The sequence below is a fragment of the Solibacillus sp. FSL R5-0691 genome (genome assembly GCF_037974225.1).
In the GTDB taxonomy this organism is placed as follows: Bacteria; Bacillota; Bacilli; order Bacillales_A; family Planococcaceae; genus Solibacillus.
This window is the reverse complement of sequence record NZ_CP150231.1, coordinates 1,321,316-1,345,459: the sequence shown is the minus strand read 5'-3', so window position 1 is coordinate 1,345,459 and position 24,144 is coordinate 1,321,316. Positions and strand designations below refer to the sequence as shown.

Genomic DNA, 24,144 nt, shown 5'->3' with positions numbered 1-24,144 from the left:
TTAATAGATAATGTGAGAATGTTTAACAATAAAAAGGAATTTGCCAATTATTAGAAGTACAGTTGTGTAGTAGGTAATCTATATTATTTTATGAATATAGTAATACTAAAACACTAACCAATATGTTGGCACTACGCCTGCGGTTAGTGTTCAGAAATGGAAAACAATTTTTACAGCGATCAAAAATGCTATTTTCTCAGGAGAAAATAGCATTTTTGATTGATGATCAGGCCATCTTAAATTTTATGCTTTGCGGCTTTCCGTCATTTGTTTCCAGACAGAACCTTTTGCCTCTTCCCCGCCTTCAATACGCGCAAGTGCCATTTTTGCTTGAAGCTTTACTTCAAACTCTTTATCTTCACTCGCTGTTTTTAAGGCGTCAATTGCCTGCTCTGTCCCTACTTCATACAAGTACATTGCTGCACGCCAGCGGACAAGTTTATTTTTGTCACCCAATGCAGCGATCATCGCCGGCTCAAATTCAGGTAACCCTAAATCACTCATGCAGTCGCCCGCTGTACGGCGTACTGCTGCACTTTTATCATTCAATGCCTTCGTTAATGCCGGTACAACCGCAACATCTTCGATCATTCCTAAATAAACGGTAGCAAGGCGTCGAATAGACATTTGCTCGTCTTCCAGCGCTTTTTCAAACAACGGAATATCCTTTACTTCCGGATCCGGTAATTGATCTAACAACTGGAATCGCTGCTGCCAGTCTTCCACTTGCTCATATTGCTCCAATGACACTTCTTTCCGCTCTTGTGCTGCTGTTACAACCTGTTCATTAGCAGACTGGACAATCGATTCAACTCGGTCTTGCGGATAAAGTGCATCCACCTCTTTTAGTACCTCTTGTACAACTTGCTCTTTATCGCCATAGCGAACACCGAAATCGACCCATTTTCGTTCAAAAATATAATTTTCATCCGTCACACTGAACTGCAGACGTTTGAAAGCTGTTGTAAAACGGTCTCCTGCGCTAATTCGTACTTCCCCTTCACCGTCAAAAGCTTTAATTTGCAATGGAATCGCTTTGTACATTTGAACATGTACATTTACTTCCCCATAATGCTCATTCATCTCATATTCCGTAGTTTCAGTTGCCTCTCCGCCAATTGCACGGCGAATGTCCGCCAAAATATTTTCCCAGGCAAATTTCGCATTACGTTCTATCGCCAGGAAATTCGATACATGGTAAATGCCTTTTACACCTTCTACTGCAAAGATGGCCTGCAGCTCAGGTGATGCTTCACCGATGTTGTCTTTCGTATAATTAAAACTTTTACCAAATGGTAAATCCTGATCGATAATTACTTTCATTGAATTTGGACTTGGGGTTGGTTCAATTGATAAAATTTTCATTGTTATGCTCCTATCCATTTGCGATTTCGTCTAAATAGCTCCAGCGCTCGATTAATTGTTCATATTCCTCATTTAGTTTTTCTAAATCGGACGTCAGCTGCTGAAGTTTTGTAAAGTCCGAACCAGCTGATGAAATTTCCTCTTCTGTCGACATAATTTTTTCTTCAACTTGAGCAATCGTATCGGCAATCGTTTCCCATTCTTTCTGCTCTTTGAATGATAGCTTTTTCTTTTCTGTTTTCTGCTTTTCAACTTTCGGCTTTTCCTGCTTCATCTCTTTCGCTTCCTGCTGCAGTTCCGACTCGCGTTTTGCTAAATAGTCGGTATACACATCCAAGCTTTCCGATACGCCGCCTTTTCCGTCCAAAATCCATAGCTTTTTCGCAATGCGATCCAGGAAGAAACGGTCGTGACTAATTGTAATGACAACACCCGGGAAGTTTTCGATAAAATCTTCCAGAACACCTAATGTTTCGATATCCAAATCATTTGTCGGCTCATCTAAAAGTAATACGTTCGGCTGTTCCATCAATAGACGAAGCAGATGAAGTCTTTTGCGCTCTCCGCCTGAAAGCTTGCTGATCGGCGTACCATGTGTATTCAGCGGGAATAAGAAACGTTCGAGCATTTGTGATGCTGAGTAACGAACACCGTCTGAATCGGTAATGTCATTTGAAGCTTCACGAATATAATCGATCATTCGTGCATTTTCATTCATTGCTGGCAGTGCCTGCTTGAAATGAAGACGTTTTACTGTTGATCCGACAACTACCTCGCCCTTATCCGGTTCAATTTCACCTGCGAGCATGTTAAGAAGTGTCGATTTACCATAACCATTTGCTCCAATTATGCCAATACGGTCCCCATGCTGCAGTAAAAATTCGAAATCCTGAATAATCACCCGGTCACCGTAAGCTTTGGAAATTCCATCTGATTCCAGTACTTTTTTTCCTAAACGCGTTGTTGCAAGCCCCAGTTCAAGATCGGACTGGTCATTCGAACGATCGATGGATTCATCCAACGTTTCGAAACGCTGAATACGGGCCTTTTGTTTTGTAGTTCGCGCTTTTGCCCCGCGACGAATCCATTTTAATTCCGAGCGGTAACGATTTTGTAATTTGGCCTGTGATGCTGCATTCATTTCTTCACGAATCGCCCGAGCTTCAAGGAAATCCCCATACGAACCTGTATGGCGGTACAACGTTTTATCTGCCAATTCATATATATGTGTTGCGGTTTCATCAAGGAAATAGCGGTCATGGGTAATAAAGATTACCGCTCCTTTTAGGCGTGACACCATTTCCTGCAGCCATTCTGTCGATGTAACATCCAAATGGTTTGTTGGCTCGTCCAGTAAATATAAGTCTGCCGGTTCGATTAATACTTTTGCCAATGCCACACGTTTTTGCTGTCCGCCCGATAGGCTAGTGACTTGCTGGTCGAACATGTCGATTCCGAGCTTCGTTAATGCTTGCTTTGCCAATGCATTGACGTCCCAGGCATTTTCCGTATCCATTTGCTGCTGTAAACGGAATAATTCATTTTGCAGTTTTTCAGATTGCGGATTTTGTGACAATGCGGCTACCGCTTCTTCATAGGCACGGTTTAGCTGCAATATCGGTGAATCTCCGCTAAATACCGCTTGTAAAACCGTTAAATGTTCCGGAAATTGCGGATCTTGTTCCAAATAAGCAATACGGTACTTATTCGGATGGTCGAATTCCACTGTATCGGCATCCTGTTTTTTTGCAATAATCGATAATAATGTGGATTTTCCTGTTCCGTTTATCCCGATTAAGCCTGCACGTTCCCCTTCATAAATGGTAAATTCAATATTTTGAAATAGCGTTTTATCGCCAACTGTTTTTGTTAAATTTGATACGATTAAATGACTCATGAAATCCCGTCTCTCTCTTTTTTTAACTGCTCTAAAAATTGTACCATAAAGGCATGACGTTCTTCAGCCATTTCGCGCCCTTTTGCAGTTACCATTAAATCTTTCAACAATAAAAGTTTCTCATAAAAATGCGTAACAGACGCTGTGGATTGACTGCGGTATTGTTCTTTCGTCATATTGACACGCACTTCTTCTGCATCATCATACAACTTGCGTCCTTTTGCACCACCGTAAGCAAACGTACGCGCAATCCCTACTGCACCAATTGCATCCAGCCGGTCTGCATCCCGAACAATTTTTGATTCCACTGTTGTAATATCCCGTTCATTGCCCCCATTAAATGAAACCTCCGCAATGACTGTACGGATATGCTGTTTTGCCTCTTCCGTTAAATCAAGTTCATCCAAAATCCGCTGTTCCTGCTGTTTATCCGCTGCATACTTTTCATCACTGACATCATGCAGCAGCACGGCTAAACTTACAATTTTTTTATTTGCTGAAGGCTCAGATTTAAGTATTGTCATAGCGTTTTGATAGACACGCTCAATATGTTGAAAATCATGGCTTGCATCCATCGTTTCATAAATTTCTTTTACTAATTGTTCACACCGTACGATTATTTCGGACATTTCCATTCACCATTTTCTTTTAAGAGTTTACATAATCATATTACCATGAGAAGCAAGATGACTTCAGTTATTTAACACCATAATTGTTAAATGATTCGGTCTTTCCAACTCTTTTGGAAACCCCCTTCATATAGCAACTTTCATTCAAAAAATCAAGTATCAGTAATTATTCAAAGATAATTTTTGTCTAAAATGTGAACTAAATGCTTGTATTTTACAAATTTACATCATATAATAGCAATAAGAAAACATAAAACAGAAAAAAGGAGTGTTATTTATGCAAAGAATGATGCAAGCTGTAGCACCAAATATGAACGATAGCCAACGTAAGGGTCTAATTGTAATTTCACCAATTTTAATTGGTTCGGTTGCATACGGATTAAGCGCAACTTTTATGATTGCAACTAACCTTCTACAAATTATGTTTTAATGAACGAACGTAAAATTGAACAAAGCTTCCACTGCAAATAAAAGAAACGTATTCGAATGAATTATCAAACGAATACGTTTCTTTTACTTTTATTTATCGCTGCGGTTTTACTATGTCCTTTGACATAAATTTCTCCGGCAGTTATCTCTTATTTTGATTAAAATAATCCAAGCGCACTTCCGTCTTCTGCCACGTCCATATTTAGAGCTGCAGGCTGTTTTGGCAAGCCTGGCATCGTCATAATATCTCCTGTTAAGCAAACGAGGAATCCTGCCCCCAGCTTCGGCAGAATTTCACGAATCGTTACAATGAAATCAGTTGGTCGGCCAACTAGACTTGGCTGGTCTGACAATGAATATTGTGTTTTCGCCATACAGATCGGCAGAGTGTCCCACCCATTTTTTTCGATGACTGCTAACTGTTTTTTCGCAGCATCCGTTAATTGCACACCTGCACCACCATACACCTGTTGTACAATTTTCGTTAATTTTTGTTCCACGGTTTCTTGCAAATCATATAAATGGTGGAAAGTATTCGGCTGTTCAATTACTTCGAGTACTTTTTCGGCAAGCTCAATACCGCCTTTACCGCCTTCTTCCCAAACATTCGTGCGGGCAATCCGAACTTCATTTGCTGCAGCCCATTGTAAAACAGCTTTCAGTTCCTGTTCAGAATCCGTAATAAAACGATTTAAAGCAATGACCGGCTCTAACCCAAAGTTACGAACATTGGCTACATGCTGTGCTAAATTGGCAATACCTTGTTTTAATGCGTCCACATTTTCTTCCACTAAGTTAGCCTTTGCTACACCGCCATGCATTTTTAGTGCACGAATTGTCGCAACAATAACAACAGCGCTCGGTTTAAATCCTGCTTCACGTGCTTTAATATTTAAAAACTTCTCCGCCCCTAAATCGGAACCAAATCCTGCTTCTGTTACAACAATATCCGCAAGTTTACGTGCTGTTTGCGTTGCTGTAATTGAATTACATCCATGGGCAATATTGGCAAATGGTCCACCATGGATCAGGGCCGGTGTGCCTTCAATTGTTTGAACCAAGTTTGGATTCATTGCTTCCTTCAAAATAAGAGCGAGTGCTCCTTCTACTTGTAAATCACCAACAGTTACCGGGTTACGATCATACGTATAACCGATTACAATACGTGCAAGACGCTGTTTCAAATCTTTCATACCTGTTGCTAAACAGAAAATGGCCATAATTTCTGAAGCGACTGTAATATCAAACCCGTCTTCACGAGGTACACCTTGCATTGGACCACCTAAACCGACTGTCACATGACGCAGTGCACGGTCATTTAAGTCCAGTACACGTTTCCAGACAATACGTCGCGGATCAATATTCAATGCATTCCCTTGATGGAGATGATTATCAATCAAGGCTGATAATGCATTGTTTGCAGTTGTAATCGCATGGAAATCTCCATTGAAATGCAAGTTGATCTGCTCCATCGGCAATACTTGTGCATACCCGCCGCCAGTAGCGCCGCCTTTCACACCCATAACCGGTCCTAATGAAGGCTCACGTAAAGCAACCATTACCCGCTTATCCAGTTGGTGCAGTGCATCCGCCAAACCGATTGTTACGGTAGATTTTCCTTCTCCTGCTGGTGTAGGGCTAATCGCTGTTACAAGTACAACATTCGCCGTTGCTTCACCACTAATTTTACTTGTATCAATTTTTGCTTTAAAGCGACCGTATTGTTCAACTGCATCTAACGGAATATTTGCATTTTCAGCAATTTCCAAAATCGGCTTCATAGTTGCCTGATTGGCTATTTCAATATCTGTTAATGGTTTCTTCGTAGTAGTTGTCATGCTTCGCCCTGCTTTCTAAATATGTAGTCACCTTATTATAGTTTGTTTTATCAGAATTAATAATTTAAATATAGTGCATAAATCGACAAATTATTGACAGTTAACATATGTATAGTATATAGTTTATTCGTAATATTCTGGAATCTTTATGTTTCATCAATTGATTTTGACAGTATCGGAGGAGAAAGCGGATGCACCAAGGCACTGTAAAATGGTTTGATAATGAAAAAGGTTATGGATTTATAGAATCTGCGAATGGTGAAGATGTTTTTGTACACTTTACTGGCATACAAGAAGAAGGATTTCGTTCACTGGATGAAGGACAAGTGGTTGAATTCGATTTAGTCGATGGCATCCGGGGTCCGCAGGCAGCGAATGTTATAAAAAAATAGACAAAGCTGTAAACGAAAAGGGTTGATCGTTTACAGCCTTTTTTTATTTCTTGTTTATTTCATATTGTGCCCCATCGATTGTAATTTGCTTTTGTTCTTTTGCACCTGTAAGGACAACCTTTTTTATGCCATAGCCATTTTCGAGCATATAATTCCAAGCGGCTCCTTCACCAATCGGCTTGACAAAAATAAGCTTCACTTCATCGAGCAGAATAATCGAATACTCTACGTTTTCTTCCTGATTTACCTTTTTTAAAATGGTCGCACCACATAATTGGGCAATTTGCTCAACTGCATCAAAATTCGGCACAACAAAATGGACAGCTTGGATCGCTAAATCCCCTAAAGGATGTTTTGCTATAATCCCACGGTCCGTTAGTTCCTTACGTCGAAGTGAATCTGCTTCATCCCATTGAATGAAAAAAGGGAATTCAATTTTCGATTTAGGATGACCAATATAAAGCAGTTGCCAGCTTACTACGGTACCATCATCCCTTTTTCTTGAAAAACGTTCAGGTCCTACTACATCCAAACCCGCTCTAGCGAATAATTTCGCGTCTTCTTCAATCGTTGTTGTACGAACGGCAAAACGCGTCAATCCGTCACGTCGGCGATTTTCTTTATAGCTCGCATGTAATGAATAACTCTTATTGGCAGCTTCCTGGAACTTTTTCTCATTTTCAATGCCGATCAGTTCAATATAAGTCAAATCAAAATAGCTCAGTGTATTATATGTACCCCACGCTTCATGACTTCCTCCCGGAACAACATGGAGACCTTCCTCTTGGAGCTTTAACATTGTCTGTTCTGGATATGGGACAAAATGGACGAGATGATCAAACTGGTACATGCTTCAACCTCTTTTCATTAAAAAGTAGATTTAAAATTTAAATCAAACCCTATACAGGTAATAAAAAATTCTTTATCTAGAAATGGCATTAATTAATGCCGTTGCAGCGGCCATTTTCCCATCAACTTTAACGGTCTCCCCGGACCTATGAATAATATAATGGGGCTCCATTGCACCATACAATGATTTGGAGCTATTTGCGACCATATAATCCGCTTTTGCCGTTTCCATTCTTGTAGAAGCTCTTTGTAATAAAAATGATTCATCTTCCGTTGCTTCCAGTTTAAAGCCGATTAAAGTCGTATCCGGTGACCAGTTTTTAATTTGTGCCAATATTTTCGGCGCCTTTTTAAAATGGATAATCGGAGGCTCATCAGATGGCATTTTCCCTTTTTCCGTCAGTTCATTCCCCTGCTGATCGAACACTTTATCAATAAGCCAGTCCGAGCCGGCCACAGCCATAATGACATAATCGATATGCTCGGATTCAAGAACTGATTTTAATTTGTTCCCTAAATCTTCAATCCCTTCAAATTGGATGAGCTTCATCTCATTTTGATGTTCAGGCAGCTGTGTAAATACACCATGCATATAAATGACATCCGCACCTTTTTCAAGTGCTCCCTCTGCCAAGTAGCATCCCATTGTTCCTTTTGATAAATTCGTATGGCCGCGGACATTATCCCATTTCTCGAATGTCCCGCCACTCGTGATCAATACTTTTTTCCCTGTTAGCATGATTGTTCCCCTTTTACTGTTCTTCGTTTTCCAGCCACTGTTTTAATATTTCCACAAATTTTTGCGATGCCGGTGAAAGCTTCTGCTTCGTCGATAATCCGAGGATCCGGTAACTTTCCTGTACAAGAGGCAGTGCTTTTACAGTGTCCGGCAACATCGATATCGCCATTTCTGGCAGTATACTAATACCTAGATTATGTTCCACCATTGATACGATCGCCTTTTCGTCATAAAGTTCAAAACGTATATTCGGGAATACACCATATTTTTCAAATGTCGTCATCACATCATTTGTCCCTTTATAGGAAGGCATTATGATCGGTGTTTCTTCAATTTCAAATAAATCGATCTCTGTTCTATCATATAGCGGACTATGCGACGACACAATACATAACAGAGGATCCCGTTTTAAAGGCATAAAATCGAATTGTTTGGAGCTTGTCCGGTTTAAAAATCCGCAATCAACTTCCCCTTGCAGGAGCCATTGTTCAATTTCATAATAATCCCCTTCACGCAATTCAATGCGAATGCCCGGGTACTCTGAATCCATAATGTGAATGATGTTCGGCATCCAATGTGTAGAGATTGTTGAGATAAGACCAATTCTTACTGTCCCTTGGCTAACCCCTATAATATTTGATGCCGTCTGCTGAAGATGCTCCTCCGCCAATAATACTTTGCGCATTTCATAAAGCATTTTCATCCCATCTTCAGTCAACGTTACTCCTGTACGGTTCCGGTGAATTAAATTAAAGCCAAATTCCTTTTCCAAACTTGAAACAGCATGACTTACAGCTGATTGTGTGAGTCCTAACACAGAAGCCGCTTTAGTAAAACTATGTACTTCCGCCACTTTATTTAAAATTTCATATTTGACTAAGCTCATTATAATTCACTCCACTATTCAATTTTAAACATGAATTATTTTCATATCATTCATTATAAACATTCGTTTTACTAATCACAACTTCCTGTTTATACTGTTTTATAACAGAACGGATTTGTAGAAGATATAAGATTTTAATTCTATAAACCTTATAGTTGAATTTGTCTTCTAATACATATTTTTACTTATTATTTACAACTTACTTTTTAGAAATGTGGTGACATCTTTGAGTTTACAAGGTAAAGCAAATATTTTAATGGTGATTGTTACAATGTTTTGGGGGCTGTCCTATACATTCATGGTCATGGGACTGGAAAGTTTGGAAGCTTTTAATGTTGTAGCACTTCGATGCTTAATCGCATTTATCATTGCAGGGCTAATCTTTTTACCGAAGATGTTGCGCGTAAACATAAAAACGATTTTATATGCATCTGTACAAGGCTTCTTATTGTTTACAATTTTCGCCTTATCATTGGTGGGACTAAAAACGACTTCTGCCGGGAATGCAGGATTTATACTTAGTTTAACAGTTGTCTTAGTGCCGATCATGACAAGCTTTATTGAAAAACGGCTCCCTTCACGAGCAGTTAGCTTCGCCGTTGTTGCTACAATGATTGGTATTACCGTTTTGACTATGAGAGAATCTATGACATTCCAAATCGGGGATATATTAGTTGCTATTGCAGCAGTTTGCTATTCAATCTACTTAATCTTAAATAGTCGATTTACTAAAAATGTCGAGTCGATTTCTTATGGTGTTTATCAGTTAGGTGTTGCCGGCTTGTTCGGAGCAGTGTTCACAATAATGTTCGAATCACCGATGTTCCCGTCCAATTCTTCCGGTTGGATTGCTGTACTTGGATTAGGTATTATTTGTACCGCGTTTTGCTTTATTGCACAAGCTGTTGTACAACAATACACTTCCCCTACACATACAGGGCTGATCTTTTCGCTTGAGCCTATTTTTGCAGCTATATTTGCGATGATTTTCCTGGGAGAAGGTTTAACTGCACAACTTGTCATTGGTGGCGCATTTATTTTAATCGGGAATACTGTTGCCCAGCTCGAACAATTTGTAGCAATGAAAAAAATACCAGCACCTACTCACTCTGAAACTACGTTATAATAGGAAGAGACATCGCATCGAGCGTGCCATGTCTCTTTTTTTATAGATTAGTGATAGAATTAACTCTATTATTGTTCTATTTTTATATAAAGTTTAATATAATGTAAAATGCAACAATTTTTCTGATAGTTCTAAAAACATAATCAGTTTTCATAATAACAATCTGACGTTATTATTATTAGTAGCAATACTGCGACATTAGTATTTAAAAGTTGTATTAAAGGAAGTGTTACAATGATTGGACGTAATGACCCATGTCTATGCGGTAGTGGAAAAAAATACAAAAAATGTTGTGAAGGAAAAAATCAAGTAACTTCACAAAACGTTTTCCAGGAAGAAATCGAAAACGTATTACAGACTTTCTATAGTAATTACCCGGAACGAAAAGATATCCGTGAATTTATGGAATTGGTTCGTAAATGGGCACCGAAATTAGAAAAGAAATTGCACAAGGAATTAGTGGAAGCCGTTGCATTGGACGAATATTTCTTCCATCAACGCCCTGATATTTGGCAGAACTTCTTAGCAAAAACAGCTAAAAAGGCGCTTCGCCCATCTATGATCGACTTATTGAAATCATGGGAACAGCCGATATTCTTCATCGGAACTGTCGAAGATGTGAAAGATGATTACTTTACAGCTATCTCTGCATTAACTGGCACAACTTATCACATTCAACGTGAAAGCCACAAATCAATCCCTCTAGGAATGCGTGTGTTCGCCTTTTTATTACCGGATGGTTCAAACAAGGAAAATCACGTATTAGCTGTCTCTACACTAATCTTCTTCCATAAAGAACATGCGATTTCTTTTGAACAGTTTACAGAGGCTTATAAAGCTAGCCGTTTACCTGTTGAGCAGTTCACAAAAGAAAACCATTTATTATTATGGGAAGGCTTAGTTGAAAACGGCTATGAAGGGGAAGAGTTTACACCTTTCGAACAGGAAGTCGTGGAACAGTTAAAAGCCTTTATGGCGGAAAAAGCGATCGGTAACGAAAGCTTCATAGCGATTGTTGAAGATTACTTAGTCGAAAAACAGCCAACAGCACGTAAAGCAGGCGCTATCGCTGCCGGTGCAGTAAGATTTGGTCAGGATAATGACTTATTCGAACAAAAGTTCACTGTTAAAGAAATCGGCGAAAGCTTCAGTGTTTCTCCTTCTTCTTTAAATAAATATTATCAGGAATTAAATGCTTTCTATAATGAAAAGCAACTTGTTACAAATTAATAAAAGCAAAAAGCTACTTTCGAGACGTCGAAAGTAGCTTTTTCATTTGCGCTGATTATTAAATATGACCACAAAAAAACAACTTGTAATATAGTAGTTATGCGCTACATATTACAAGCTGCCTCCTCCTTTTCAGCTATAAAAAGGAATTAAAAAATGAAGAAATTTTTCAACGGTAACCACTCCGCTGAAGTCATTTACCTATTAAAAAATAAACCTGTACCAGAGATTTATACAAGGCAAATAAGAAATACTTAATTATTATATCAAAAAAACATTATTATTCAATAGTAAGAAGAATGTTCTAAAATTATTATTTTTCGGAAACTTTCATTATTTCTTTACCAAGAAACTGAAGCTGTTCCCCTACTGTACAAGATTCAATGCAGAAACGGTGCGCACCATGTTTTCCTCGTTCTTTACGAAGGTCCTGAATGACGAGACAATCAGCGCAGTACATATCCATTAATTCATCAATATCTTTCATAACATCTACTTTATTCAAGTCATGTACCTCCCGATAATTTGTTTTACTATTGTACGCTATTTTTTTATTTTCTCCAACTTACATGTATTTGTTATACTTAAACGAACAGAACATTAAAGGAGCGAAAATATGTTAGAAGTCTATATAGATGGCGCCAGTGCCGGAAATCCCGGTCCTAGCGGGATTGGGGTATTTATAAAAGGTGAAGGACAACAGATAAAAATCAGTGAACCAATCGGGATTACAAACAATCACCAGGCCGAATTTATTGCGCTTTTACGTGGTTTGGAAGAAGCTTTAAAAATCGGTTCATCTTTTGTTTCCATGCGCTCCGATTCGAAAATTGTCGTCAGTTCGATTGACAAAGCTTATGTGAAAAACGAGGAATTCAAACCTTATTTAGAGCGGGCACTCACTTTAATTGAACAATTTGATCTATTTTTCATAAAATGGATTCCCGATAAAGAAAACAAAGCAGCAGATGTTCTTGCACGCGAAGCGATTTTAAAAAATAATTAAGTACTTCCCTTAATTACAGTCATTTTCAAACATAAAAAAACCTACTATATAATAGTGGCAAAAAACGATCCATCTATTCCACAAATGGAACGATGAATCGTTTTTCTTATTGTTCTGTTTTTTGTTTTTGACGATTGAGCAAGAGCATGTATAGTGCAAATACGACAATAATTATAAATGCTGCAATATAATACACAAATTCATAGCCAAGATTTACCGCTACCATCCCCAGTAGATATGATCCAATCGCAATCCCTATGTCAAACAGCGTAAAATAAGTGGCTGTTGCATAGCCGCTCCGCTGAATTGTCGTAGCCTGGATACATAAGGACTGAAAACTCGTTGTCAACGTACCATACCCTGCACCAATAAAGATCGCCGATAATAGAAACGGAATTTCCTGATTGGCATTGCCAAGGATTATCAGCCCTAACGCGAATATAAAGAATGAAGGAATAATGACGAATTTGGCACCCATCGTATCATAGATTTTCCCTGTAAATGGACGGACCGAAATCATCGCAACAGCAAATACTGCAAAGAAATAGCTGGCAACACTGAGTAAATCCTTTTGTTCCGCATAAAGCGATAAGAACGATAGAACACTTGCATAAGAAAACGCGACTAAGCTGGCGAGTGCGGCAAGCGGTAATGCACTTCGTTCAAATAAATCATTAAATGAAAATTTAAAGTTGCGGTCTATTACGACCGGTTTTGGCAAATCATTCGTCTGAATAGATAAGGCAAGCAAACTGCCGATTGCCACAAAGACAGATAAGACAATAAACAGCATATCAAAACTTGAATATTGGATAATAAGCAATCCGATAAAAGGACCGAATACAACCGCTAAATTTGTGGACATTGCAAAGTAGCCCAACCCTGCCCCTTTACGTCTTTTTGGAACGATATCGGCTGCTAAAGAGCCTGAAGCTGTTGTTGCAATACTAAACCATATCCCCTGGAAAAAACGAAGCGCCAATAAAAGCAAAAATGGTTTAAAAAATAAATATAATACCGTACATGCAAAGTAAAGGATAAGACTGATAATCAGTAATCGTTTTTTCCCAAAGAGATCCAGCAGCTTCCCGCTGAACGGACGAACGACTATCGCTGAAATTAAAAATACGGTTACAAGCAGTCCTGAATCATCATCCGATTTCCCTAATTCACCGATTGCATATAAAGGCAATGTCGTGATCAACCCGTAAAACACTAGAAATATCGACATATTCGTAAAGAATAGACTAATAAATCGCTTAGTAAATATTTTATTTGTTTGTTCTTGAAGCTCCATATATTCTAACCTTCCATCTTCTTTAATAATTGAATAAGGAGCGCCTGTTCTTCCTCAGTTAAATTTCCCGTCATTTTCCGTTCGAATGAAAGGACGGATTCCTCAATTTTAGGAAACAGTTCCAACGCTTTAGCCGTTAAGTCAATCATTTTTTCGCGTTTATCCGCTCCTTGCACCCTTTCCACCCATCCCAGTGTTTCCAGACGAGTGACTGTTCTTGTAACAGTCGGTGCTTCCACATCCAGGTACTTCCATATTTCTGTAAGTGTCATCTTCCCGTTTTGATGCAATAAAAAAAGAACCGTCCATTGTGAGCTGAATAGTCCATGTTGTTTTAAAACATCATTTAACTGTTTTACTAAATAACGATTTTGCTGAAAAAGTATATGAAATAACGGATTCATCGCAATCACTCCTTATTTACCTAACTAAATAATTCACTTTTCCTATTTTACGCTTCTTAAATTTCTATGTAAAGCAATTAAGATGAAAATGAAAAAAAAGAAGCATTTAAACTATATTGCTAGCCTAAATGCTGTCCATTATTTTCTGCTGTGCTCACGTACATTTAACAATGCACCAATCGCGCCGGAAAAACCGCAATCTTCCAAGAAAACAGGTTTATGTTTTTTTAATATAGTATAATGTTCAATTACCTTTACAAGCTGTTCATTATCGATCAGCGTGGATCCGATATAGACGATGTGCTCCGTCTTATACTGTACGGCTAGCTGGATACTTAATGTGGAAATCACTTCACCGATCAGCCCCTGTGTTGTCGCAAGGAGATTATTTTGTTCAAATTCACGTTGATCGGTAATGCCGACCTTCCCAAAATTACTGGCAGTTAAATTGCCGTCGATCGGTGTATCCATTCCTTGATAAATATCTTTTACAAGCAGATCAATGCCTTCCCGCTTGCCTTTGTAAGCGTTTGCTTTTATTTCATCGAAGTCTGAGATTCCGGTCATAATAGTAGAAAGTCCGATTAAGGTACCGCCGCCTACTCCTGTACCGCCTACTCTGGCATGTGTATTGCCATCCATATAGTGGATCGATGTACCTGTACCGATATTCGTAATGATACTTTGATCAATACTGTGTCCTTCTTTTTCCAGCAAATAGCGCACACCTTTTAAAGTTGCTTCAAATTCAACTATATATTCAATCGACTTCATCGTCTTTAAAACGTCCCGCAATTGCTCAGTCCGTCCTCCGGTTAAGCCGATTTCTTCAACTTGAGGATGATTTTCCAACCATTCTTTTACTAAGTGCATTTCGTTAGATGGAAAGACCGTCAATTTCAGCTCCTGCTGTTCATCCAAATAGGCAAGCTTAGTTAACGTACCCCCTGTATCAATTCCAATCCATGCTGACATAAATTAATCTCCTTTATTATCCCACGAGTGATTCGTACCCCCCTATCATAACGTAATAGGAGTCGGCATTAAAGAAAAAATTCTCCTAAAAATGGAGAATTTATTATACTTGTATTATATTTTTCTCGATTAATGCCCGTTTATAAAACTCAGCAACAAACATATGCTCATACTTATTAAGCAAACTTAACACTCTTGCCTCATATGTATTGGTAGGTTCATCATCCAAATTAAATCTTGCAATTATCTCTTCTTTTCTTAATAAATTTACTAATGTCATCACTTCTGTTTTCGGCAAAGTCACTTGATGCAATTTCAAGATTTTTGACATTGATCGCAATGCCGTACGTGAAATTAAAATTTTCCCGTCCATATTCTCGGAAATTTGCTGCAAGAACTGCTTTGCCTGTGCATTCGGTTTAATCGAAATTTTCTCTGAAGTCGTTTTTTCTCCATCTTCTCCAACACGTTCGACTATTTGTACAGTAAAAGGAAGCTCATCACGGAAAATATTCATTGAATTGACCGTTATCCGATCATCCTCGATTTTACAATTCGTTACTGAGATGACAAGTTCGTACGTCGTTTCTAGCATCCTGAAATTTGTCAGCAATAAAATAAAATCATTCGTTTGCTGCTGTTCAATGAGCTGATCTCCATCAACTTTAACGAAGATTGATAGCAGACTTGCCGCATCGGCTAATGCACGGTGCTGTGTTTCGTTTTCCAACCCAAGCTGTGCCATTAACCCTCCCAATGAAGGCTGCTCTTTTAAACCATTGGCAATCATATATTTTTGCTGGAAATCGATCATCGGGTATAAGCAATCATTTTTTATATAATTGCGTGACAGCTCTTCTTCGAGCACTTTCCGATCAAATTCTCCAAATGTCAAAAATACATAATCCTGCTTGCACCAGCGCTTAAATTTATGAAAAGCTTCTTTAAAGGAAGGGGCATCAATTAGCTGTTCTGTCGTGATACCTGTTAACTTCTGAATATGTGCATTCAGCTTTTTGAATTTATATGGCTGAATTAGCTGAGTAAACGTTTCTGTCGTACCATCAGGAAGCCATTTCACCGCACCAATTTCAATAATATACTGCTTACCGCGTATCAGGGCGGCTTCTATATCTATACTTATATATGTTTTCGTTCGTCCCAAATTTTTCACCTACACCGAATCTATATAAATTTAACAGGATAAGATGTTCCCATTAAAGATTTAACTCTCTTATTGTATATGAAAATATGGGATATGACACGAGAATGTTCGTTTATTCCACACAATTCGTGTTAAATAGCTTGAAAAAATGCGATTTTCTTATAAAAACTTATCAATAACATTCATTTATCCACTTTATTTCAATATTTTAATAAACGATCGATGAACTTGGCTTTAAGTTGTGTCCAATCTTCCAGAATGACACTATACATAACGGTATGGCGAATGATTCCTTCTTTTCGGATCATATGATTGCGCAAAACCCCTTCTTTTACTGCGCCAATCCGTTCAATCGCTTTTTGCGAACGGTAGTTTTCGTGACCTGTTTTAATTTGAACACGATTTAATTGAAGTTCTTCAAAGCAGTATCGAAACAATAAAAACTTGCAATTTGTATTAATCGCTGAGCGCCAAACACTCGGGTTATACCAAGTAGACCCTATTTCCAATCTTTTATGCGGAAATGAAATATCAAGAAAAGAGGTACAGCCTACAATGGCGTCCGTTTTCTTATCGATAACCGCAAACATATAGGAAATACCTTTCTCCCGCTCTTTAATCGCATTTTCAATATAGTTTTGTACCGCTTCTTTAGAAAGCAATGTTACCGACATATGCTCCCAAATCCGCGCATCATTCGCGGCAGCGGTAATTGCTTCAACATCATCTATTTGTACAGGTCTTAACTTGACGATTTCATTTTCTAATATGATTTCTTCCATATATTTCTCCCTTTTCACGATATCAAATTGGCTATTTCCTTATAATTGTGAAGAATGAACTTGGGACAGATTCCGGACAAAATCCGAGAACTTTTCTTCTTCCTCAATAAACGGGTTATGGTTACTTTCTGCAAAGGTCGTCAAAGTCGCATTCGCCAATAAATACGCTGCTTCCACTGCAAATTTATATGGACATTGCGCATCGTATAATCCGCCGTATATATAAGCTTTCGTTTTTACAGTTGGTAATTGCGGTCGCAAATCGAAGTCTTGGAGCTCTTTATACGAAAAATAATCCAGTCTTTTTGAAACGGTTTTCCCGCTGCTTGGCCGGCTTATCATATTTTCATAGCTCTGTTCTTTATACAGCGACATGAGTGCCCATTCTTTAGAGCCCGCTCTTCTTTGTTCGATTGTTGATGACGGATCAGCCAGCATTGCTAAAATCTCAAGAATTCTTTTATTGTTCGGATTTTTCTTGCAGTAAATGCTCGCAGGGTGGTGCATATATTCTGCAGAAGCACAGAGACCGCCAGCTACGATAAATTCCACGCTTTCCGGATGCAAAATCGCATAATTTAATGCAAGCATTCCCCCTGTTGAATGCCCCGCAAAGCCCCATGCATCATAATCCAATGCTGTTCGTATTGACTCCAGATCCGCTACACTATCCTGCATGCCATAGTTAAAGATGGACACATCATCCGTCGATTTTCCGCAGCCACGTAAATTTACTAAATGCACTTTATAATACGGGACAAACATTTCCGCAAACCGATTGCCATTTGCATTAAATTCGCTGTATAAATGTGTCACACAGAGCGGTTTCCCCTCGCCTTTTGTAAAAACTTCAAAAACTCCTCGCGTTGTTTCAATTAGCTGCTGTTCCCACATAGTCCCACTCCTTATTTTTCCAATATTCTAATAAATTTTCGCATAGTTAATGAACGGAGACAATGAGTATTTATATCTTTATAGGATTTATAAAGCACTTAAATCACCATTAAGTCCGTTTAAATTACATTCTTTCAGGTGATTGGATGCCTAGTAACTTTAAACCATCCTTTAATACGGTTGCTACTGCAAAACATAGCTGTAAACGATTTTCACGTTGTTGATCTTCTACTAATATTTTTGTATTTGCATAATATTTGTTGAACATCCGTGCTAAATGCAATACATATTTCGCAATTAAGGATGGATCCACTTGTTCAAAACTGTCTGTAACTACTTGAGGATATTGTTGCAACAGCAAAATGACAGCCCAAGCCGAATCTTCTAATTCTCCTACGGGTATTTCCTTATCAGCTTTATACTTTGCTTTATCTAAAATGGAATGAATCCGGGCATGAGTATATTGTACATATGGTCCTGTTTCACCTTCGAAATTCAACATTTGAGGTAATGAAAATTCAATATCGTTTAAGCGAAAGTTTTTTAAATCATTAAATATTACCGCGCCAATGCCTACTTGCTCAGCTACATTTTGTTTATTATTTAAAGTTGGATTTTTTTCCTCTATATTTCTTGACGCTGTATCCACTGCTTCCTTTAATACATCCTTCAATAAAATGACTCTACCTTTACGAGTCGACATCTTTTTTCCGTCTTTCAGTATCATTCCAAATGGTACATGCTTCAGATTTTCCGCCCATGGATAGCCCATTTTTGAAATAACTTGAAATACTTGTTTAAAATGCAGTGTTTGCTCATTCCCTACTACATAGAAAACTTTGGCTGGTTCATAACGCTTCTTTCTATAAAATGCTGCGGCTAAGTCACGTGTCGCATATAATGTTGCACCGTCCTGCTTAGTTATTAAACAAGGCGGCATGTCTTCAAGCTCCACAACATTTGCGCCATGCGACTCTTTAAGTAATTGCTTCTTATTTAATTCCTCAACAATAGGCTGCATTTTATCATTATAAAAAGCTTCCCCCTCATAAGAATCAAACGCAATATGGAGCTGATCATAAATCTGCTTAAATTCTTGTAAAGAAGCACCTTTAAACCAATTCCATAATTCCAATGCCTCCGGATCCTGATCTTCGAGCGCTTTAAAAGCAGATCTCGCTTGCTCATTTAGGTTGTCATTGGATTCCGCCTCATCATGGAACTTCACGTAAAGTTTTAAAAGCTCTTCAATAGGTGCTTGTTCAACACGCTCTTTTTCTCCCCATAAACGAAATGCCACAATCAATTTGCCAAATTGGGTACCCCAGTCGCCAAGATGATTTACCCGGACAACGTTGTATCCGTTTTTTTCTGCAATATTTGCAAGTGCATTGCCAATAACTGTAGAACGAAGATGACCCATGGAGAATGGCTTTGCAATATTCGGTGATGAAAAATCGATTACAATGTTTTTATGCTGCGATTGTTGTTGGCCGTATGCTTCTGGAGCTGACATAATCCGAGTAATGACGCTTCTTGTCACTTGCAGCTTATTTAAAAATAGATTTATATAGCCGCCAACTACTTGCACTTCCTGTATAAGTTCATTTTTAATTCTTTCGCCTATTTCCCGAGCGATCATATTCGGGGCTTTCTTTAATGTTTTGGCAAGCGTAAAGCATGGAAAAGCTACATCCCCTAAATGCTCATACTTTGGCTTTTCCAGTAGTTGTTCAATTTCATCTGTCGTTATGATTTTTTGCGGCAAAGCGTCTTGAATTATTGATGCAATACGTTTATACATGTTATCCCCTCCCAATATAAAAAAGCCCCCGTCTCCAAATAGAGACGAGAGCTTCGAATTCCCGTGGTACCACTCTAGTTGCCACAAACGTGACCACTTTCCATTGTTAACGAGGTGACTCCCCGGCAGATCCTACTTATGTTCAGACCGCTTCTCCAAAGTGCGTTTCATTTACATATTTTGCACCAGGCTTACACCAATCCCCGGCTCGCTTTCCAAAACATCTGTAAAATACTGTCTTTTTCATCGAATTTAAATTTACTGAATTATATCCATTAAAGGGTATTATTGTCAACAGTGTTTATTAGATAATCTGTGGCCTTTATTAGACAATACAGACTTTATTTTAGAAAATCTGGGGAAATAAATGCAGGCAACTCATGTTTTCCTTTAGTTTAAGGGTGTTCGTTTAACTCATATAGTCTTTATTAGAACAAATGAGACAGATATTAGAAAATGCTTGGGACATATTAGAACAACTGAATGCTTTATTGGAAGATCTCGACCACTTATTTGAACAACTGGCCATTATATTAGAAGATCAGGATTTTATTAGAACTTTTTAAAATATATTAGAACAATCCGCTAGCTTATTAGAAGATTGCACCACTTACCACACTAAGCAGAACCCAAAAAAACTACTGAAAACATTGTCTCAGTAGTTTAATTCAGTAAGCCTTTAGCAGCGGCATAACTTATTTTGATTCATTTCCCTTAGTTTCAGGGATGTTTGAGAAAAACTTACGTCCAATGAATGTTTGGACAATTAAGAATAACCCTCCGACTGCCCAGTACAGTGGGAGTGCAGCCATCGAAGATAATGAAATAATGACAATCATGATTGGTGATACGTAAATCATCAGTTTCATTTGATTCTTCTGAGCTTCTGGTACGGTTTGAAGCGATACTTTTGCTTGTACAAAATAAACGATACCTGCAATGGCAGTCATCCAAATATCTGTAGAGCCAAGGTCAAACCATAGGAATGAATGGGTTTTAATTTCGGCCGAATATAAAATCGCATAGTATAAGCCCATAATAATCGGCATTTGTATAAGCGCTGGCAGGCAGCCCATATTTAGCGGATTAATATTATGTTCTTTGTAGAGCGACATCATTTCCTGCTGAACAGTCATTCTTTCTTCCGGAGTTTTTGCTGCTTTTAAACGTGCCTGGATATCTTCCATTTGTGGACGGACCGTATCCATTTTCACTTTCATAGTAGCTTGACTGCGGTAAGTTTTAAGCATAAACGGCATTAGTACGAGACGAATAATTAAAATAATAGCAATAATAGCCAATCCATAGCTGCCGTTAAATAATTCACCAAATGTGTTTAATGTCCAATCCATTGGACGTACAAATGTTGAATAGAAGAAGCCTTCTTTGTTTTCAACACTTTCACAGCCTGCCAGTAAAAGTGGAACAGTTAGAAGGAAAACACTAAGTTTTAAGTTTTTCATAGTTCACCTGCTCAACAATCTTGTAATTCGTCTATATCTTAAAATATTTTTCGATAAATGAACAGTAATAACTCTTATAAATGTTAAGTTTTTTTAATATGAACGTAATTAAACTTAATATTATTTACATGTTCCACCATAATTATAAACCGTAAATCCATTTTTCTAAATGACTCTCCCCTAAGACTTCTTTAACAGGCTCCCCAATATATCTTCATTATGTGTCCCGGCTTTTACCCCGATTGTCCCGTAAGATGCCTTGAAAAGATTGGACTTAATCGGACAAGCAATCTGTTTTTGTGTAGTTCCATCCGGCTTTTCAATTTCCACAAACATTTCTCGGGCCTTGAAAAGTGGATGGGCAACCGTTTCTTCAAAAGATAATACCGGCTCCACACAAGCATCGACTTCAGAAAAAATAGATTGCCACTCTTCCAATGTCTTTTGCAGGAATGTACTTCCGAGCTGTTCTTTCAGCATTGCCAAATCAGCCGGATTACTACTCATTGCTAATCGGAGTAAATCCGGGGATCCGATTGCCTCACACAACTGCTGCCTGAATTTCGGTTCCAGGCTGCCGACTGAAAGGTACCGGCCATCCAGCGTTTCGTAGTAACCATAGAATGATCCGCCGTTTAAGATCAGCTCTTCACGTGCAAGCGGTTTTCCTTCTGCTAAATGATCATGGGCAAATAAAGCATTTAGCGTTAAAGCACAATCTGTCATACTAATATCCAGATGCTGCCCGATTCCCGTTTTTTCACGGTAAATGACTGCCGACAAAATACCGATTACCGCATGCATGGAACCTCCCGCCAAATCTGCCACCTGAAAACCAATATTAGCCGGTCCGCTTTCTTTTGTTCCTGAATAACCTTGCAGCCCCGCCAATGCGACATAGTTAATATCATGCCCGCCACGTTCACTGTAAGGGCCAGTCTGTCCGTAGCCAGTAATGGAGCAGTATATTAAGCCAGAATTAATCGCTTTTAATGAATCATAATCGAGACCAAGTCGTGCCATCACACCAGGCCGGAACTGTTCAACAACAATATCGTATTCCTGTTCCTTTAATAGTTCCCTTATGGATGCGACAACTTCCGGAGATTTTAAATCGACCGCCAGCGATTTTTTAGAACGCTGCAAATACTCGTCCGGTCCCCACTCCTTACCATCTTCTACCGGTTTTGTGACGTGTACCACTTCTGCTCCGAGATCTGCAAGCATCATTGTCGCAAACGGACCTGGCAATAATGTGGAGAAATCCAATACTTTTAATCCTTTTAACAACATAACTCTCATCCTTCCAAAAATAAATCAAGGCCGTACTGAAAGCTGAACTTTCAACACGGCCCCCAATTGTCCTGTTTATTGATTTGTAACTGGCTTTAAAAAATTCGGAGGGCGTTTCTCAAAGAACGCACGGATCCCTTCATTTACTTCCCCTGTAGTAAATGTTTTCGCAAAGGCTTCCCGTTCCACTAATAACCCTTGTTCCAACGGCAATTCTTCTGCAGCCAAAATACTCTCTTTAATGAGGCCGATCGCTCCTACTGCACTTTGAGCAAGCTTATTTGCGAATGCAATTGCCTTTTCTTCCAGCTCTTCCGGGGCAACCGCTTCTGTAATTAAGCCGATTGCCGCAGCTTCTTCAGCTTTTAAACGTTTGCTTAAATACATTAACTCGCGTGCTTTTGCTCCGCCTATTAATCTTGTCATGCGCTGTGTCCCGCCGGCACCCGGCAATAAGCCCAATGATGCTTCTGTTAACCCTATTGTTCCGGCACCCATAATCCGGAAATCGCATGCAAGTACGAATTCACACCCGCCGCCTAATGCATGGCCATTGATTGCGGCAATGGTCGGCACCTTTAAGGCTTCGAGCCGATTGAAAATATCCTGCACATGTTTTGAGCTTTCGGCAAAATCCACATTTTCATTAGAGCTGCCCATTGCCCCCAGGTCAGCACCTGCTATGAAAATCTTCGGGTTGGCCGATTTGAATACAATGGCCCGGATTTCCGGATTTTTCTCGACTTCTTCTATCAGTTGCAATAAGTCCTGTTGAATCCCCGCATTTAATGTATTGGCTGGCGGGTTATTAATTGTTACGACATGGACGCCGTAATCTAATTTCTCTATCGTCATTGTTTCAAGGTTCATCCGTTATCCTCCTTATCTTGGGGCCATGCGAATCGCACCGTCGAGTCGAATCGTTTCACCGTTTAACATCGGGTTTTCAAAAATGGCCTTTACTAAATGTGCATATTCATCCGCTTCACCTAAACGCGGTGGGAAAGGAATTTGTTTTCCTAACGCTTCCTTAAGGGCTTCAGGTGCACTGTTCATTAAAGGTGTATCGAAAATACCCGGAGCAATCGTCATAACCCGAATACCGTGGCTTGCCAAATCCCTTGCAATCGGCAATGTCATCCCTACAATGCCGCTTTTAGAAGCAGAATAGGCAGCCTGGCCGATTTGCCCATCGAATGCCGCTACAGAAGCTGTATTCACGATAACCCCGCGCTCCCCGTGTTCATTCGGTTCATTTGTCATCATGGCAGCTGCCGCTAAACGGATGACATTAAACGTACCAACCAGATTTACTTGAATAATAAAGTTAAATTCATCTAATGGAAAAATACCCTTTCTGCCTACTACACGTGTCGATGTACCAAGACCGGCACAGTTTACAACACCTTGAATCGAACCGTATTTTTCTACAGCACCGTCGATCGCTGCCTGTACGTCTTCTTCCTTCACAACGTTTGTTTTAAAAAACAGGCCATTTATTTCATCAGCTACCGCCTGACCCTTTTCTTCATTTAAATCCAGTATGACCGGATAGCCTCCAGCAGCTGCAATCTTTCGTGCAGTCGCTTCACCTAAACCGGATCCTCCACCCGTAACGATAATTGCCTTTTGGTCAAAATTCATTTATTAATCCCTCCCTATTCATGTTCAATCGTTAACC

Annotated in this window: 24 protein-coding genes and 1 other annotated feature; of the genes, 5 read left to right on the top strand and 19 right to left on the bottom strand. The window is 39.0% G+C overall.

Annotated features, from left to right (window positions below):
* Positions 1-243 precede the first annotated feature (243 nt).
* Genes MKY51_RS06515 through MKY51_RS06505 form a run of 3 tightly spaced genes read right to left on the bottom strand, consistent with a single transcriptional unit; the run spans position 244 to position 3,891 of the window.
* Complete coding sequence (locus MKY51_RS06515) at positions 244-1,365, bottom strand: virulence factor (RefSeq protein WP_339176016.1); 1,122 nt, start codon at positions 1,363-1,365, stop codon at positions 244-246.
* A 10-nt stretch (positions 1,366-1,375) separates the two neighbouring features.
* Positions 1,376-3,262, bottom strand: a complete 1,887-nt coding sequence (locus MKY51_RS06510) for an ABC-F family ATP-binding cassette domain-containing protein (protein WP_339176014.1) — start codon at positions 3,260-3,262, stop codon at positions 1,376-1,378.
* The gene (locus MKY51_RS06505; RefSeq protein WP_339176013.1) at positions 3,259-3,891 is read right to left on the bottom strand and encodes an HD domain-containing protein; all 633 of its coding nucleotides are present in this window, start codon (positions 3,889-3,891) and stop codon (positions 3,259-3,261) included. The genes MKY51_RS06510 and MKY51_RS06505 overlap by 4 nt, the downstream gene beginning before the upstream one ends.
* Before the next feature lie 277 nt (positions 3,892-4,168).
* Here MKY51_RS06505 and MKY51_RS06500 point away from each other — a divergent pair, with 277 nt between their 5' ends.
* The gene (locus MKY51_RS06500; RefSeq protein ID WP_176142076.1) at positions 4,169-4,321 is read left to right on the top strand and encodes a hypothetical protein; all 153 of its coding nucleotides are present in this window, start codon (positions 4,169-4,171) and stop codon (positions 4,319-4,321) included.
* A gap of 157 nt (positions 4,322-4,478) precedes the next feature.
* Here MKY51_RS06500 and MKY51_RS06495 read toward each other — a convergent pair whose 3' ends face one another.
* On the bottom strand, positions 4,479-6,158 hold the full coding sequence (locus tag MKY51_RS06495) for a formate--tetrahydrofolate ligase (protein ID WP_339176011.1): 1,680 nt from the start codon (positions 6,156-6,158) through the stop codon (positions 4,479-4,481).
* Between the two features lie 191 nt (positions 6,159-6,349).
* Between MKY51_RS06495 and MKY51_RS06490 the strand changes: the two genes are divergently transcribed.
* On the top strand, positions 6,350-6,550 hold the full coding sequence (locus MKY51_RS06490; RefSeq protein ID WP_079526068.1) for a cold-shock protein: 201 nt from the start codon (positions 6,350-6,352) through the stop codon (positions 6,548-6,550).
* Between the two features lie 43 nt (positions 6,551-6,593).
* Here the strand turns inward: MKY51_RS06490 and MKY51_RS06485 are convergent, their stop codons facing one another.
* From MKY51_RS06485 to MKY51_RS06475, 3 genes are all read right to left on the bottom strand, one after another.
* Positions 6,594-7,400: a VOC family protein gene (locus MKY51_RS06485; RefSeq protein ID WP_339176010.1), complete on the bottom strand. Its 807-nt coding sequence runs from the start codon at positions 7,398-7,400 to the stop codon at positions 6,594-6,596.
* Between the two features lie 72 nt (positions 7,401-7,472).
* Complete coding sequence (locus MKY51_RS06480) at positions 7,473-8,138, bottom strand: phosphopantothenoylcysteine decarboxylase (RefSeq protein WP_339176008.1); 666 nt, start codon at positions 8,136-8,138, stop codon at positions 7,473-7,475.
* A 13-nt stretch (positions 8,139-8,151) separates the two neighbouring features.
* Positions 8,152-9,024, bottom strand: a complete 873-nt coding sequence (locus tag MKY51_RS06475) for a LysR family transcriptional regulator (RefSeq protein WP_339176006.1) — start codon at positions 9,022-9,024, stop codon at positions 8,152-8,154.
* Positions 9,025-9,250: 226 nt separating this feature from the next.
* On the opposite strand from MKY51_RS06475, the gene MKY51_RS06470 reads away from it, so the two are divergent.
* Together MKY51_RS06470 and MKY51_RS06465 are read left to right on the top strand one after the other, a co-directional pair.
* Complete coding sequence (locus MKY51_RS06470; RefSeq protein WP_339176005.1) at positions 9,251-10,150, top strand: DMT family transporter; 900 nt, start codon at positions 9,251-9,253, stop codon at positions 10,148-10,150.
* 234 nt (positions 10,151-10,384) lie between these two features.
* On the top strand, positions 10,385-11,380 hold the full coding sequence (locus MKY51_RS06465) for an SEC-C metal-binding domain-containing protein (protein WP_339176004.1): 996 nt from the start codon (positions 10,385-10,387) through the stop codon (positions 11,378-11,380).
* Positions 11,381-11,693: 313 nt separating this feature from the next.
* Here MKY51_RS06465 and MKY51_RS06460 read toward each other — a convergent pair whose 3' ends face one another.
* The gene (locus MKY51_RS06460; protein ID WP_008404740.1) at positions 11,694-11,885 is read right to left on the bottom strand and encodes a zinc-finger domain-containing protein; all 192 of its coding nucleotides are present in this window, start codon (positions 11,883-11,885) and stop codon (positions 11,694-11,696) included.
* A gap of 111 nt (positions 11,886-11,996) precedes the next feature.
* On the opposite strand from MKY51_RS06460, the gene MKY51_RS06455 reads away from it, so the two are divergent.
* Positions 11,997-12,386: a reverse transcriptase-like protein gene (locus MKY51_RS06455; RefSeq protein ID WP_339176003.1), complete on the top strand. Its 390-nt coding sequence runs from the start codon at positions 11,997-11,999 to the stop codon at positions 12,384-12,386.
* A gap of 106 nt (positions 12,387-12,492) precedes the next feature.
* Here MKY51_RS06455 and MKY51_RS06450 read toward each other — a convergent pair whose 3' ends face one another.
* The 11 genes from MKY51_RS06450 to MKY51_RS06400 form a co-directional block, all read right to left on the bottom strand.
* Positions 12,493-13,683 (bottom strand): MFS transporter, encoded by a 1,191-nt coding sequence (locus MKY51_RS06450; protein WP_339176002.1) that lies wholly within the window; start codon positions 13,681-13,683, stop codon positions 12,493-12,495.
* Positions 13,684-13,688: 5 nt separating this feature from the next.
* The gene (locus tag MKY51_RS06445) at positions 13,689-14,087 is read right to left on the bottom strand and encodes a MarR family transcriptional regulator (protein WP_339176001.1); all 399 of its coding nucleotides are present in this window, start codon (positions 14,085-14,087) and stop codon (positions 13,689-13,691) included.
* 138 nt (positions 14,088-14,225) lie between these two features.
* Positions 14,226-15,062 (bottom strand): type II pantothenate kinase, encoded by an 837-nt coding sequence (coaW, locus tag MKY51_RS06440; RefSeq protein WP_339175999.1) that lies wholly within the window; start codon positions 15,060-15,062, stop codon positions 14,226-14,228.
* 103 nt (positions 15,063-15,165) lie between these two features.
* Positions 15,166-16,236, bottom strand: a complete 1,071-nt coding sequence (locus MKY51_RS06435) for a 3'-5' exonuclease (protein ID WP_339175998.1) — start codon at positions 16,234-16,236, stop codon at positions 15,166-15,168.
* Between the two features lie 191 nt (positions 16,237-16,427).
* Positions 16,428-17,009, bottom strand: coding sequence for a GNAT family protein (locus MKY51_RS06430; RefSeq protein WP_339175997.1), 582 nt, complete (start codon positions 17,007-17,009; stop codon positions 16,428-16,430).
* 39 nt (positions 17,010-17,048) lie between these two features.
* Positions 17,049-17,903, bottom strand: a complete 855-nt coding sequence (locus MKY51_RS06425) for an alpha/beta hydrolase (protein ID WP_339175995.1) — start codon at positions 17,901-17,903, stop codon at positions 17,049-17,051.
* Between the two features lie 124 nt (positions 17,904-18,027).
* The gene (gene argS / locus MKY51_RS06420; RefSeq protein WP_339175993.1) at positions 18,028-19,707 is read right to left on the bottom strand and encodes an arginine--tRNA ligase; all 1,680 of its coding nucleotides are present in this window, start codon (positions 19,705-19,707) and stop codon (positions 18,028-18,030) included.
* A 37-nt stretch (positions 19,708-19,744) separates the two neighbouring features.
* Positions 19,745-19,963 (bottom strand) — a binding site (T-box leader).
* A 439-nt stretch (positions 19,964-20,402) separates the two neighbouring features.
* Positions 20,403-21,170: a membrane protein insertase YidC gene (gene yidC, locus MKY51_RS06415; protein WP_339175991.1), complete on the bottom strand. Its 768-nt coding sequence runs from the start codon at positions 21,168-21,170 to the stop codon at positions 20,403-20,405.
* Between the two features lie 180 nt (positions 21,171-21,350).
* On the bottom strand, positions 21,351-22,463 hold the full coding sequence (locus MKY51_RS06410; RefSeq protein ID WP_339175990.1) for a CaiB/BaiF CoA-transferase family protein: 1,113 nt from the start codon (positions 22,461-22,463) through the stop codon (positions 21,351-21,353).
* A gap of 75 nt (positions 22,464-22,538) precedes the next feature.
* Positions 22,539-23,333 carry an enoyl-CoA hydratase/isomerase family protein gene (locus tag MKY51_RS06405; RefSeq protein WP_339175989.1) on the bottom strand — a complete coding sequence of 265 codons (795 nt, stop codon included), beginning with the start codon at positions 23,331-23,333 and terminating at the stop codon, positions 22,539-22,541.
* Positions 23,334-23,345: 12 nt separating this feature from the next.
* Positions 23,346-24,107 (bottom strand): 3-hydroxyacyl-CoA dehydrogenase, encoded by a 762-nt coding sequence (locus MKY51_RS06400; protein WP_339175987.1) that lies wholly within the window; start codon positions 24,105-24,107, stop codon positions 23,346-23,348.
* Positions 24,108-24,144: the final 37 nt, after the last annotated feature.